This window comes from Streptomyces thermovulgaris (genome assembly GCF_002155915.1).
Taxonomy (GTDB): Bacteria; Actinomycetota; Actinomycetes; order Streptomycetales; family Streptomycetaceae; genus Streptomyces; species Streptomyces thermovulgaris.
On record NZ_MUME01000210.1, the window covers coordinates 1 to 13,526 of the forward strand.

Consider the following 13,526-nt stretch of genomic DNA (forward strand, 5'->3'; position numbering starts at 1 on the left):
GCCCCTACTTCAGCGCCGAACTCCCGGCGCCCCATCTGCGGCTGAGCTTCGCCGCGGTCGCCGGCACGGCCGAGATCGCCGAGGGGGTACGGCGCCTGCGCACGGCCTGCGAGGAAGTGCGTGCCCGAGGGGCTCGAGAAGGGTGAGACGCGAGGAGAGGGAAGAGGAGAGGGAAAGAGAGGAGGGGAAGAGGGGAGAAGGGGAGGACGAGGGACCGCCGTCCGCCGTCGCCCTCCTCGGTCCCGGGCCGGCAGACATCGGCACATGTTCCGGACATATGGCGACTGCGTCGGTGAACCCTGGGTAACCTCCGCGTCGTACCTCTTGACCCGCTTGCTTTCCGGGCCCACGATCGCCGCATGGCGGTTCAGGTCACTTTTGTCGCCGCGGCGCGCGGCTCCCCGCTGCTCGCCGAGCGGTTCGAGGACGACCGGCAGCTCGACCAGGCGGGCTGGGACGAGGTGTGGCGGGTCGCCCATGAGCTGCTGCCGCTCGCCGCCGCCGACCTGCGCTACTGCTCGCCCACCCCGCGCAGCCGCGCCACCGGGGACGCCCTCGGATACGCCCCGCTCGTCCAGGTCGCCCTGCGCGACTGCGACATGGGCCGCTGGCGCGGGCTCACCCTGGGCGAGGCGATGGCCCGTGAGCCGCAGGCCGTGGACGCCTGGCTCGCCGACCCGCGCAGCACCCCGCACGGCGGCGAGTCGCTGCTGTCCTTCATCACCCGCGTCGGCGGCTGGCTCGACACCCGGCCCGCCGAGGACGGCTGCCGCATCGTCGCCGTGGCCGAGCCCTCCGTGATCCGCGCGGCCCTGGTCTACGCCCTGAAGGCACCTCCGTTCACCTACTGGAACATCGACGTCCGTCCCCTGTCGACCACCACCGTCACCGGTCGCGCCGGCCGCTGGTACCTCTGCCTCGACGGCATACCGGCCTCGCTCTCCCACGCATAAGAAGGGTTTGCGGCGGCTTTCGCGCACGGACGGCCGCACCGGGTCCTCGCCCGGGCCGCCGGCCGGTCCGCCCCCTGCCCTCCTCCCTGCCCTCGCTCCTGTCCTTCTTTCCCCTCCCGTCCTTCTCGCTCTGTCGTGTCCACGGCTCCGCACCCCATGCCGCCGTTGCATAAACGTGCAGTGATACGTATAGTCATGCCATCAAGGAGGAGGGTTCATGGCTGTACGTGTGGCGGTCGCCGGAGCGAGTGGATACGCGGGCGGAGAGGCACTGCGACTGCTGCTGGCGCACCCCGAGGTCGAGATCGGCGCCCTGACCGGGAACTCCAGCGCCGGACAGCGCCTCGGCGCACTGCAGCCGCATCTGCCGCCCCTGGCCGACCGCGTCCTCGAGGAGACCACCGCCGAGGCCCTCGCCGGACACGACGTCGTTCTCCTCGCCCTGCCGCACGGCCGGTCCGCCGCCGTCGCCGAGCAGCTCGGCGACGACGTCCTCGTCATCGACCTGGGCGCCGACTTCCGGCTGAAGAACCCGGCCGACTGGGAGAAGTACTACGGCTCCCCGCACGCCGGCACCTGGCCCTACGGCCTTCCCGAACTTCCGGGTGCCCGCGCGGCGCTGGAGGGGTCCAAGCGCATCGCGGTACCCGGTTGCTACCCCACCGCCGTCTCCCTCGCCCTCGCCCCGGCCTACGCGGCCGGCCTGGCCGAGAACGAGGCCGTGGTCGTCGCCGCCTCCGGCACCTCCGGCGCCGGCAAGGCGCTCAAGCCGCACCTGCTCGGCTCGGAGGTCATGGGCTCCATGTCCCCCTACGGCGTCGGCGGCGTCCACCGGCACACCCCCGAGATGGTCCAGAACCTCAGCGCGGTGGCGGGGGAACCGGTCACCGTGTCCTTCACCCCCACCCTCGCGCCGATGTCCCGCGGCATCCTCGCCACGTGCAGCGCGAAGGCCAGGCCCGGCGTGACCGCCGAGTCCGTGCGCGCCGCCTACGAGAAGGCCTGTGCCGACGAGCCCTTCGTCCACCTCCTGCCCGAGGGGCAGTGGCCCGCCACCGCGGCCGTGTACGGCTCCAACGCCGTGCAGATCCAGGTCGCGTACGACCCCGTCGCGCACCGCATCGTCGCGGTCAGCGCCATCGACAACCTGACCAAGGGCACGGCGGGCGGCGCCGTGCAGAGCATGAACATCGCCCTCGGACTCGACGAGACCACCGGACTTTCCACGATCGGAGTCGCACCGTGAGCGTCACGGCAGCCAAGGGATTCCAGGCGGCGGGCATCGCCGCCGGAATCAAGGAGAACGGCAACCCGGACCTGGCCCTCGTGGTCAACACCGGTCCCCGCCGCGCCGCCGCCGGCGTCTTCACCTCCAACCGTGTCAAGGCCGCCCCCGTCCTGTGGTCCGAGCAGGTCCTCAAGACCGGACGGCTCTCCGCGGTGGTCCTCAACTCCGGCGGCGCCAACGCCTGCACGGGCCCCAAGGGGTTCCAGGACACCCATGCCACCGCCGAGAAGGCCGCCGAGGTGCTCGGCATCGGCCCCATCGAGGTCGCCGTCTGCTCCACCGGCCTCATCGGCGTCCCGCTCCCCATGGACAAGCTGCTGCCGGGCATCGAGACGGCCGCCGCCCAGCTCTCCGAGCACGGCGGCGAGAAGGCCGCCATCGCCATCAAGACCACCGACACCGTCCACAAGACCGCCGTCGTCACCAAGGACGGCTGGACCGTCGGCGGCATGGCCAAGGGCGCCGGGATGCTCGCCCCCGGCCTCGCCACCATGCTCGTCGTCCTCACCACCGACGCCGACCTCGAGGCCGACGTCCTCGACAAGGCCCTGCGTGCCGCCACCCGGGTCACCTTCGACCGCATCGACTCCGACGGCTGCATGTCCACCAACGACACCGTGCTGCTGCTCGCCTCGGGCTCCTCCGGGATCACCCCCGGCCACGAGGAGTTCGCCGAGGCCGTACGGGCCGTGTGCGACGACCTCGGCCGGCAGCTCATCAGGGACGCCGAGGGCGCCAGCAAGGACATCAGAATCGAGGTCGTCAACGCCGCGACCGAGGACGACGCCGTGGAGGTGGGCCGCTCCATCGCCCGCAACAACCTCCTCAAGTGCGCCATCCACGGCGAGGACCCCAACTGGGGCCGTGTCCTGTCCGCCATCGGCACCACCTCCGCCGCCTTCGAGCCCGACCGGCTCAACGTCGCCATCAACGGCGTCTGGGTGTGCAAGAACGGCAGCGTCGGCGAGGACCGCGAGAAGGTCGACATGCGCTACCGCGAGGTCCACATCGTCGCCGACCTCGCCGCCGGCAGCGAGACCGCCACCATCTGGACCAACGACCTGACCGCCGACTACGTCCACGAGAACAGCGCCTATTCGTCATGAGCTCCGGAACCACGCGTAAGCACACCGCGCTGCCCAAGGCGCAGATCCTCATCGAGGCACTGCCCTGGCTGACCCGGCACCACGGCAAGATCGTCGTCATCAAGTTCGGCGGCAACGCCATGGTGGACGAGGAGCTGAAGGCCGCCTTCGCCCAGGACGTCGTCTTCCTGCGGCATGCCGGGCTGAAGCCGGTCGTCGTGCACGGCGGCGGCCCGCAGATCAGCGCGGCCCTGGACAGGCACGGCATCGTCAGCGAGTTCAAGGCGGGCCTCAGAGTCACCACCGAGGACGCCATGGACGTCGTACGGATGGTGCTGGCCGGCCAGGTGCAGCGGGAGCTGGTCGGGCTGCTCAACCGGCACGGGCCCCTCGCCGTCGGCCTCACCGGAGAGGACGCGCACACCCTCACCGCCACCAAGCACACCCCCGAGATCGACGGCGAGCCGGTCGACCTCGGTCGGGTGGGCGAGATCACCGGGATCGACACGGGCGCGATCGAGGCACTGCTCGCCGACGGCCGCATCCCGGTCGTCTCCTCGATCGCCCGCTCCCAGGACGACGGACATGTCTACAACGTCAATGCTGATACGGCGGCTGCGGCACTCGCTGCGGCGCTGGGCGCCGAAACCCTCATGGTTCTCACCGACGTCGAGGGCCTCTACGAGGACTGGCCGAACTCCGACGAGGTGATCAGCCGCCTGACCGCGAGCGAGCTGGAGAAGCTGCTGCCGGAGCTGTCCTCGGGCATGGTCCCGAAGATGGAGGGCTGTCTGTACGCCGTGCGCAACGGGGTGCGCACCGCCCGCGTCATCGACGGCCGGGTGCAGCACTCGATCCTGCTGGAGATCTTCACCGACGAGGGCATCGGCACGATGGTCGTACCGGATGAACAGGGGGAGTCATGAGCAGCCGGAACGCGCACCGGGGCACGGGCAACGAGCGGCTGACCGCGCGCTGGCAGAACGCGCTCATGAACAACTACGGCACACCGCGCCTCCCCCTCGTCCGCGGCGAGGGCAGCCGTCTGTGGGACGCCGACGGCAACGAGTACCTGGACTTCGTCGGCGGCATCGCGGTCAATGCGCTCGGACACGCCCACCCGGCGGTCGTCGAGGCGGTCAGCCGGCAGATCGCCTCCCTCGGGCATGTCTCGAACCTGTTCGTCGCCGAGCCGCCCGTCGCCCTCGCCGAGCGCCTGCTGCAGCTCTTCGGCAGGGACGGCAGGGTGTTCTTCTGCAACTCCGGCGCCGAGGCCAACGAGGGCGCCTTCAAGATCGGCCGGCTGACGGGCCGCCCGCACATGGTCGCCACCGAGGGCGGCTTCCACGGCCGCACGATGGGTGCCCTCGCGCTCACCGGCCAGCCCGCCAAGCAGGAGCCGTTCCGGCCGCTGCCCGGCGAGGTCACCCATGTGCCGTACGGGGACGCCCAGGCGCTGGCCGCCGCGGTCACCGAGGAGACCGCCCTCGTCGTCATCGAGCCCGTCCAGGGCGAGAACGGTGTCGTCGTGCCCCCGCCCGGCTATCTGAAGGCGGCCCGCGCGATCACGGCGGCCACCGGCGCGCTGCTGGTCCTCGACGAGGTGCAGACCGGCATCGGCCGCACCGGGCACTGGTTCGCCTACCAGGCCCACGAGGGCGTCCTGCCGGACGTCGTCACCCTCGCCAAGGGCCTCGGCGGCGGGCTGCCGCTCGGCGCCACCGTCGCCTTCGGGCGCGCCGCCGGACTGCTCCGGCCCGGCCAGCACGGCACGACCTTCGGCGGCAACCCGGTCGCCTGCGCCGCCGGACTCGCGGTCCTCGACACGATCGCGGACGAGGGGCTGCTGGAGAACGTCAAGCGGCAGAGCGAGAAGCTGCGCGAGGGAATCGAGTCCCTGGGCCACCCGTTGACCGACCATGTCCGGGGCGCCGGACTGCTCCTGGGTATCGTGCTGACCGAGCCGCGCGCGCCTCAGGTGCAGCAGGCGGCTCAGGAGGCCGGTTTCCTGGTGAACGCGCCCACCCCCGACGTCGTACGGCTGATGCCGCCGCTGAATCTCGGCGACGACGCGGTGGACGCCTTCCTCGGGGCACTGCCCGGCATCCTGGACAAGGCAGGCGGGGACGGATGAGCCGGAGAATGGGACGACGATGAGTCAGGCGCAGGACCACGGGCAGACCGGGCGGACCTCAGCCACGACCTCCGGGCCCGCCGTACCGCAGACGCGCACCGCGCGCCACCGCCGGATCGTGGACATCCTCAACCGGCAGCCGGTGCGCTCGCAGAGCCAGCTGGCGAAGCTGCTGGCGGACGACGGGCTGAGCGTCACCCAGGCGACGCTGTCGCGGGACCTGGACGAGCTGAACGCGGTGAAGATCCGCAACACCGACGGCGACCTGATCTACGCGGTGCCGAGCGAGGGCGGTTTCCGCACACCGCGTGCGCCGCTGGGGGAGTCGGTCAAGGAGCAGCGGATGCGGCGGCTCTCGCAGGAGCTGCTGATCTCCGCGGAGGCCTCCGCGAACCTGGTGGTCCTGCGCACGCCCCCGGGGGCGGCGCAGTTCCTGGCCTCGGCGATCGACCAGGCCGAGCTGCACGAGATCCTCGGGACGATCGCCGGTGACGACACGGTGCTGCTGATCAGCCGGGACCCCCAGGGAGGCCAGGAACTGGCGGACCACCTGCTGCGGCTGGCCCAGAGCGGAAGCGCCCAGAGCGGCAACGCCCAGAACGGGAACTGACTCCCGCCGCGGGCGGTTTTGACCCCCGGCGGCGCCCCGGGCGGCGGCGCCGGATCCTCAACCGAGCCAGGCGGCGAGGCCCGCGGTGCACCGCACCTCGTCGCCGGCCGTGATCAGCAGCCCCTCCACGTCCGGCAGGGACTCCAGCCAGGCCAGCCCTTCCCGCGAGCCCATCGCGAACGCGGTCGTGGCCCAGCAGTCCGCCCAGGTCAGCCGGGGGGCGATCACCGTGACCGCCACCAGGTCGGTGACCGCGGAGCGGCCGGTGCGGGGGTCCACGACATGGGCCCCGCGCTCCGCCGTGCCCGAGGTGGCCACCGCCAGCTCCTCGGCCCCCGCCGCGGAGACCACCGCGGCCAGCGCGCCGGGGCGCAGGGGGTCCGACACCCCGACCCGCCAGGGCCGCTGCGGACCGGGGGAGCCCAGCAGCTGCACATCCCCGCCGCCGTTCACACTGACCCCGTCCGCACCCGCCGCCGCGATGTGCCGGGCGGCCCGCTCGGTGGCCCAGCCCTTGACGATCCCGGTCGGGTCCAGGTCCCCCCGGTAGCGCAGGCTGAACCAGCCCTCGCCGGTCCGCTCGGCCTCGGCGCCCAGGGCGAGGACCTCGGCGACCTCGGGATCGCACTCCTCCACGGTGAGCTCCCCGCGTGCCAGCCGGGAGATCTGGCTGTCGTCGCGGTAGGTGCTGAACACCTCGTCGACCCGGTGCAGCTGGGCGACCGCCTCGCGCAGGGCCGTGCGCACCGCCCCGGGCTCCCCGCCGCGGATGTCGAAGGAGAAGACCGTCCCCATGACCTCCTCCGCGTGACGCACCGCGGCGGGAGGGCTCTCCGGCCCGGCCACGGCCTCAGCCACCGGCCTGGTCCAGCGCCGACTGCAGCGACTGCTTGTAGCCGTTGCTGGTGTAGGTGGCCCCGGACACCGTGTCGATGTCCGCGCTCTGCGCGGCCACGGCCGCCTGGTTGAGCCTGGGCACGGCCAGCTGGGTCTTCTGGCCGCTGGTTCCGCCCTGCGGCGCCTGCACCGCCTCGGCCTTGGTGATCCTCCCGCCGCTGACCGTGATGCGGACCTGCACCGGCCCGTACGGGGTCCGGACGGCCTTGCCGGTGAGGGTGAGGGCCTGTGCGGCACCGGAGTCCGAGGAGCCGGAGGATCCGCCGCTCGCCTTCATCTTGTCCAGCGCCGACTGCAGCGACTGCTTGTAGCCGTTGCTGGTGTAGGTGGCCCCGGACACCGTGTCGATGTCCGCGCTCTGCGCGGCCACGGCCGCCTGGTTGAGCCTGGGCACGGCCAGCTGGGTCTTCTGGCCGCTGGTTCCGCCCTGCGGCGCCTGCACCGCCGTTGCCTGAACGATTCTTCCGTCGCTGACGGTCAGCCGGACCTGCACCGACCCGTACGGGGTGCGGACCGCGTCACCGGTGATGTCCTGAGTGCCCGTCCGCTGTGCCCCGCTGCCTCCTTGCGGCGCCTGGGCCGCCGCGCTCTGCTGCGGGGGCAGACCGGACGCCGAGGCGGAGGCCGGGTCGGTCGTCGGTTTCAGCGACAGCAGCAGCACGATGCCGGACACGGTCGCGGCACCGACGAGTACGGCGCGTCGGAGGGGGTGGCTCTTCCTCATCTTCTTCCAAGCTCCTGAAATCCCGTCGCTCACATCTCGAACGACTCGTGATGGATACGGCGGGCGGGGACTCCCGCGCCGCGCAGTGCCTCGTACACCGACTGCGCGAAACCGGGCGGGCCGCACATGAAGACGTCGTGACGGTCGATGTCGGGGATCTTTCGTTTCAGGGACTCCGCGGAGATGTCGGGGCGTTCGCCGTCGGGGCTGTTCACCGCGTACATCAGCCGGGCTCCGCGTTCTTCGGCGATCTTCGCCAGCTCGTCCCACAGGACCAGGTCCTGGGTGCTGTTGGCCCGGTACAGCAGGGTGATGTCACCGGCCGCGCCGGGCAGGGTCTCGAACAGCGCCCGCATCGGGGTGATGCCGACCCCGCCCGCGATCAGCAGCACCTTGCCGCGGCTGCGCCGGTACGCGGTCAGCGCGCCGTACGGGCCCTCCGCCCACACCCGGGTGCCGGGCCTCAGCTCGCGCAGGCGGGCGCTGTGGTCGCCGATCGCCTTGACGGTGATGCGCAGCAGGTTCGGGCGGGGCGCCGCCGACAGCGAGTAGGGGTGGGAGGAGAACCGCATGCCCGGTGCCAGGAACCGCCAGCGGAAGAACTGCCCGGCCTCCGCCCCCATCCGGTGCAGCTTCTTGCCGCTGATCAGCACCGACACCACGCCCGGCGTCTCCTCGATCACCGCCTCCACCCGCATCTGGTGACGCAGGTTCAGCCGGATCGGGGTGAGGATCCGGTACCAGATCACCATGAAGGTCACCCCGCCGTACAAGGCGTACCAGAAGGTTTTGGCGGCCGGCTCGACGGCGAAGTCGTTGCCGGTGGTGATCTGGTGCCAGAACGTCAGGAACACCGCCGCATAGGTGAGCAGGTGCACGTGGTACCAGGCGTCGTACGGCAGCGCCCGGCGCACCGGGCCGATCGAGATCAGCCCGATGACGAGCAGCAGACCGGTGCCGATGGCGGCCTTGCCCATGTCGGGCAGCTCGTTGACGGAGCTGATCGTCTGCTCCACGATGCCGCCGAACGACTTGCCGGCCTGCAGCGCGTAGCCCCACATGGTGAGGACGACGTGCGCGATCACCAGGCAGAGCGTGTAACGGCCGCTCATGGCGTGCCAGCGGGCGACCCGGTCGGAGCCGACCCGGCGCTCCAGGGCGGGCACACGTGCCATCTGCAGCACGACCAGGGCCATGAGGTAACCGGCGAGCAGACCGGTGATCCGGCCCGCGTTGACGATCCGTCCGCCCGTGTCGGCGATGGACGGGGTGTTCACCCACCACAGCCAGAGGACGCCGGCGCCACCTGCCGCGACGGCGAGCAGCAGCGGGACGGCGGGGGAGCGACGTGGCCGGATGCGGCGCATCGTCTGGCGCCGGGCGGCGCGGCCTCCTGCGAGCGTGGTGGTCACGGTTCCTCCGTGGCGATTCGACCTTGGCCGCTCACAGATACGTGCTGCGTGCGCCGAGTGTTCAGCGCCCGGCCGGGCCGTCGCGCCGCCGGAGTCAGGCCGGGGACGGCGGCAGGGGCAGGGGCAGCCCGGGCAGGCCGTCCAGGCTCGTGGCCACGTGTTCCTTCCTGGTGAAGTACTCGTTCAGCGAGGTGTCGTCCTCGCGTGCGAAGCGTCTGCCGTGCAGGTCGCGGTCCCCCTCGTACCTCATGAGGGGAACCGCGTATCCGCAGGTGTCCCGGATCAGTTCGGCGTGCACGACGATGATCGCGCGCAGCCCGTGCGGGGCGGGGTCGACGGCGGTGAAACGGGAGAGGAGTTCCTTGAAGCGCGGATCGTCGCGGAAGACCGGCTCGCCCCTGCCGTGGACGCGCACGATGGTGGGCGGCCCCTGGAAGGCGCACCACATGAGGGTGATCCGGCCGTTCTCGCGCAGATGCGCGATCGTCTCCGCGTTGGACCCGGCGAAGTCCAGGTAGGCCACGGTGCGTTCGTCGAGCACCACGAGGGAGCCCTTCAGGCCCTTGGGGGAGAGGTTGACCGTGCCGTCGCCGGACAGCGGAGCGGTCGCGGTGAAGAAGAGGGGCTGCTCCTCGATGAAGGCGCGCAGCCTGCCGTCCAGGCGCTCATAAGTTTTTCCCATGTTCCGCGATTGTTCAGGCATTTCGCCCTGGCGCCCAGGGCGCGTCGCGGAGCCGCCGTGTTCGTCGTGGCCGCCCCGGCCGGCGCTCGTGCGGGGCGGCCACGACCGTTCCTCGCCTCGCGGCCTCACGCGGTGAGACGCGGTGAGGAGCCGTGAAACGCGGTGAAGGCGCACGACCTCACTGGCCGAGGGTGCGCGGGGCGAGGCCGTCCAGGCCCTGGGGGGTGGCGGCGGTGCGGCCGATGGCGATCTTGATGTGGTCGATGGTGGCGGTGCGCTTGTCCTGGAGGGGGCCGAGGACGGCGTTCCGGACGAAGTCGGGGCCGCCTTGTCCGACGGTGTCGCGCAGGCGGGTGTTGGCTTCCTGGATCCGGGTGTCGAGCTGGGCGGGGTTGCGGTCGACCTCGCTGCGGGCGGAGGCGGGGATCTCCGGCAGCCGGGACCTCACGTCCGGGCAGACGACGGTGCCGGGGCCCGCCAGGGGCCGGGCGCTTTGGGCACCGTTCCGCTGGGGGTCCCGGCCGGCGCGGAACCGGCGACGACCGCACCGGACAGCACCACCGCGGCCGCGCCGCCGAGGAACGCGACACGGCGCCCGTCGTGCTTCGGAAGAGCCCTGGACATACGGATGCCTCACTCGGGTCGGGGACGACTGTCGTGGCAAACGCGGCGCCTGCGTTCTGCGGGAGATACGGGAAAGCGGTTGCTCTCGTTCAAGGGACGGCGAAGGAGTTCCGCGGGAGCCGTCCGGCGGTCCGCGGCGCGTCCCGCCGTGATTGACGAATCATGCAGAGTTCTGCATACTCATGCATGTCAGTGAATGCAGTGTGAGGAGAAACCCGTGACCGAGCGCGTCGTACTCGCCTACTCGGGCGGTCTGGACACCTCCGTCGCCATCGGCTGGATCGCCGAGGAGACGGGCGCCGAGGTCATCGCCGTGGCGGTCGACGTCGGCCAGGGCGGCGAGGACCTGGACGTCATCCGCAAGCGTGCGCTCGCCTGCGGCGCCGTCGAGGCCGAGGTCGCCGACGCCAAGGAGGAGTTCGCCGACGAGTACTGCCTCCCGGCGATCAAGGCCAACGCCCTCTACATGGACCGCTACCCGCTGGTCTCCGCCCTGTCCCGGCCGACGATCGTCAAGCACCTGGTCGCCGCCGCCAGGAAGCACGGCGCCACCACCGTCGCCCACGGCTGCACCGGCAAGGGCAACGACCAGGTCCGCTTCGAGGCCGGCATCGCCGCCCTCGCCCCCGACCTGAAGTGCATCGCCCCGGTCCGCGACTACGCGATGACCCGGGACAAGGCCATCGCGTTCTGCGAGGAGAAGGGCCTGCCGATCGCGACCACCAAGAAGTCGCCCTACTCCATCGACCAGAACGTCTTCGGCCGGGCCATCGAGACCGGCTTCCTCGAGGACATCTGGAACGCGCCGATCGAGGACATCTACGAGTACACCCAGAACCCGGCCGTCCCCCGCGACCCCGACGAGGTGATCATCACTTTCAAGGAGGGCGTCCCGGTCGCCGTCGACGGCAGGCCCGTCACCGTCCTGCAGGCCATCCAGCAGCTCAACGAGCGCGCCGGCGCCCAGGGCGTCGGGCGGATCGACATGGTCGAGGACCGCCTCGTCGGCATCAAGTCCCGCGAGGTGTACGAGGCTCCGGGTGCGATCGCCCTGATCACCGCCCACCAGGAGCTGGAGAACGTCACCGTCGAGCGCGAGCTCGGCCGCTACAAGCGGCAGGTCGAGCAGCGCTGGAGCGAACTCGTCTACGACGGCATGTGGTTCTCCCCGCTCAAGCGCGCCCTGGACGGCTTCATCAACGAGGCCAACCAGCACGTCTCCGGCGACATCCGGATGACCCTGCACGGCGGCCGCGCGGTCGTCACCGGCCGCCGCTCCGAGGAGTCGCTGTACGACTTCAACCTCGCCACCTACGACACCGGCGACACCTTCGACCAGTCCGCGGCCAAGGGCTTCATCGACATCTACAGCATGTCGTCGAGGATCGCCGCCAAGCGGGACCTGGCGTAAACCCCACGGGTCACCCTCACACGCATCGACCTGACAGCCGCCTCCTCGCCTGCAAGGGTGGGGAGGCGGTTCGCGCACAGACAACTTTTTGAGGAGCAACGCAGTGAGCAGCAACAGCGGTGACGTACGGCTCTGGGGCGGCCGTTTCGCCGACGGTCCGGCCGAAGCCCTGGCGAAGCTGTCCGCGTCCGTCCACTTCGACTGGCGGCTCGCGCCCTACGACATCGCCGGCTCCCGCGCCCATGCGCGTGTGCTGCACCGGGCGGGGCTGCTCACCGAGGACGAGCTCCGGCGCATGCTGGCCGGGCTCGACCGGCTCGAGGCGGACGTGGCCTCGGGCGCCTTCACGGGCACCGTCGCCGACGAGGACGTGCACACCGCCCTGGAGCGCGGCCTGCTCGAGCGTCTCGGTCCCGAGCTCGGCGGCAAGCTGCGCGCCGGCCGGTCCCGCAACGACCAGGTCGCCACCCTCTTCCGCATGTATCTGCGCGACCACGCCCGGATCATCGGCGGCCTGCTCGCCGACCTCCAGGAGGCACTGATCGGCCTGGCGGAGGCCCACCCGGACGTGGCCATGCCCGGGCGCACCCATCTCCAGCACGCCCAGCCCGTCCTCTTCGCCCACCACGTCCTCGCGCACGTCCAGGCCCTGGCGCGGGACGCCGAGCGGCTGCGCCAGTGGGACGAGCGGACGGCGGTCTCGCCCTACGGCTCCGGGGCGCTCGCGGGCAGCAGCCTCGGACTGGACCCCGAGGCGGTGGCGCGGGACCTCGGCTTCGAGCGCGGCAGCGTGGGCAACTCCATCGACGGCACGGCCTCCCGGGACTTCGTCGCCGAGTTCGCCTTCATCACCGCGATGATCGGTGTGAACCTCTCCCGGATCGCCGAGGAGATCATCATCTGGAACACGAAGGAGTTCTCCTTCGTGACCCTGCACGACGCCTTCTCCACCGGCTCCTCGATCATGCCGCAGAAGAAGAACCCGGACATCGCGGAGCTGGCCCGCGGCAAGTCCGGCCGGCTGATCGGCAACCTGACGGGGCTCATGGCGACGCTGAAGGCCCTGCCCCTCGCCTACAACCGCGACCTGCAGGAGGACAAGGAGCCCGTCTTCGACTCCTGCGACCAGTTGGAGGTCCTGCTCCCCGCGTTCACCGGCATGATCGCCACCCTCACCGTCCACCGCGAGCGCATGGAGGAACTGGCCCCGGCCGGCTTCTCACTGGCCACCGACGTCGCCGAGTGGCTGGTCCGGCGGGGGGTGCCGTTCCGGGAGGCGCACGAGATCGCCGGTGAGTGCGTGAAGACCGCCGAGGCCGAGGGCAAGGAACTGGACGAGCTCACCGACGAGCAGTTCGCGAAGATCTCCGCCCATCTCACCCCCGAGGTGCGTACGGTCCTCGACGTCCCCGGCGCCCTCGCCTCCCGCGCCGGGCGCGGCGGCACCGCCCCGAGCGCCGTCGCCGTCCAGCTCGCCGAGGTCAAGGCGGACGTGGCGGCCCAGCGCCAGTGGGCGGACGCGAAGAAGAAGCAGTAGCGGTCGTGGTCCAGGGGCGGCGGGGCAGTCTTGGAAGCGGCGATGAGGGCCTTGCCGGTCCACACCCGGCGGCGGCCGCCGGTGGGGCCTGCTTCCACCTCGCCGCCGGGGAACCAGCCGCCGAGAGCCAGGGACCACACCGACGACGGCGCTAGGTGTTCTGTCCACG

General features: G+C 71.4%; 12 protein-coding genes and 1 pseudogene. 8 read left to right on the forward strand and 5 right to left on the reverse strand.

Annotated features, from left to right (window positions below; all coding sequences use genetic code 11):
* Window positions 1–359: 359 nt before the first annotated feature.
* From CCN35_RS17445 to CCN35_RS17470, 6 genes are all read left to right on the forward strand, one after another.
* A complete protein-coding gene (locus tag CCN35_RS17445) occupies window positions 360–953 on the forward strand; it encodes a histidine phosphatase family protein (protein WP_067395020.1) in 594 nt (197 codons plus the stop codon).
* 217 nt (window positions 954–1,170) lie between these two features.
* The gene (argC, locus tag CCN35_RS17450) at window positions 1,171–2,199 is read left to right on the forward strand and encodes an N-acetyl-gamma-glutamyl-phosphate reductase (RefSeq protein ID WP_067395023.1); all 1,029 of its coding nucleotides are present in this window, start codon (window positions 1,171–1,173) and stop codon (window positions 2,197–2,199) included.
* The gene (argJ, locus tag CCN35_RS17455; RefSeq protein ID WP_067395026.1) at window positions 2,196–3,347 is read left to right on the forward strand and encodes a bifunctional glutamate N-acetyltransferase/amino-acid acetyltransferase ArgJ; all 1,152 of its coding nucleotides are present in this window, start codon (window positions 2,196–2,198) and stop codon (window positions 3,345–3,347) included. Before argC ends, argJ begins: the two co-directional genes overlap by 4 nt.
* Window positions 3,344–4,252, forward strand: coding sequence for an acetylglutamate kinase (argB, locus tag CCN35_RS17460; RefSeq protein ID WP_067395029.1), 909 nt, complete (start codon window positions 3,344–3,346; stop codon window positions 4,250–4,252). Before argJ ends, argB begins: the two co-directional genes overlap by 4 nt.
* Window positions 4,249–5,460, forward strand: a complete 1,212-nt coding sequence (locus tag CCN35_RS17465) for an acetylornithine transaminase (protein ID WP_067395032.1) — start codon at window positions 4,249–4,251, stop codon at window positions 5,458–5,460. Before argB ends, CCN35_RS17465 begins: the two co-directional genes overlap by 4 nt.
* Window positions 5,461–5,479: 19 nt before the next feature.
* A complete protein-coding gene (locus CCN35_RS17470) occupies window positions 5,480–6,070 on the forward strand; it encodes an arginine repressor (protein WP_067395035.1) in 591 nt (196 codons plus the stop codon).
* A 57-nt stretch (window positions 6,071–6,127) separates the two neighbouring features.
* Here the strand turns inward: CCN35_RS17470 and CCN35_RS17475 are convergent, their stop codons facing one another.
* The 5 genes and pseudogenes from CCN35_RS17475 to CCN35_RS17495 all read right to left on the reverse strand — a co-directional run.
* Window positions 6,128–6,865 (reverse strand): FAD:protein FMN transferase, encoded by a 738-nt coding sequence (locus CCN35_RS17475; protein ID WP_086793433.1) that lies wholly within the window; start codon window positions 6,863–6,865, stop codon window positions 6,128–6,130.
* Window positions 6,866–6,920: 55 nt separating this feature from the next.
* Window positions 6,921–7,691, reverse strand: a complete 771-nt coding sequence (locus CCN35_RS17480) for an FMN-binding protein (protein ID WP_086793430.1) — start codon at window positions 7,689–7,691, stop codon at window positions 6,921–6,923.
* A gap of 29 nt (window positions 7,692–7,720) precedes the next feature.
* Window positions 7,721–9,103 carry a ferredoxin reductase family protein gene (locus CCN35_RS17485; protein ID WP_067399255.1) on the reverse strand — a complete coding sequence of 461 codons (1,383 nt, stop codon included), beginning with the start codon at window positions 9,101–9,103 and terminating at the stop codon, window positions 7,721–7,723.
* 94 nt (window positions 9,104–9,197) lie between these two features.
* Window positions 9,198–9,785: a pyridoxamine 5'-phosphate oxidase family protein gene (locus CCN35_RS17490; protein WP_067399257.1), complete on the reverse strand. Its 588-nt coding sequence runs from the start codon at window positions 9,783–9,785 to the stop codon at window positions 9,198–9,200.
* 187 nt (window positions 9,786–9,972) lie between these two features.
* Window positions 9,973–10,409 (reverse strand): annotated as a pseudogene (locus tag CCN35_RS17495) (hypothetical protein); the annotation flags it as partial.
* A gap of 217 nt (window positions 10,410–10,626) precedes the next feature.
* Between CCN35_RS17495 and CCN35_RS17500 the strand changes: the two are divergent.
* A complete protein-coding gene (locus tag CCN35_RS17500) occupies window positions 10,627–11,820 on the forward strand; it encodes an argininosuccinate synthase (protein WP_067399260.1) in 1,194 nt (397 codons plus the stop codon).
* Window positions 11,821–11,923: 103 nt separating this feature from the next.
* Window positions 11,924–13,357, forward strand: a complete 1,434-nt coding sequence (argH, locus tag CCN35_RS17505; protein ID WP_086793431.1) for an argininosuccinate lyase — start codon at window positions 11,924–11,926, stop codon at window positions 13,355–13,357.
* Window positions 13,358–13,526 lie beyond the last annotated feature (169 nt).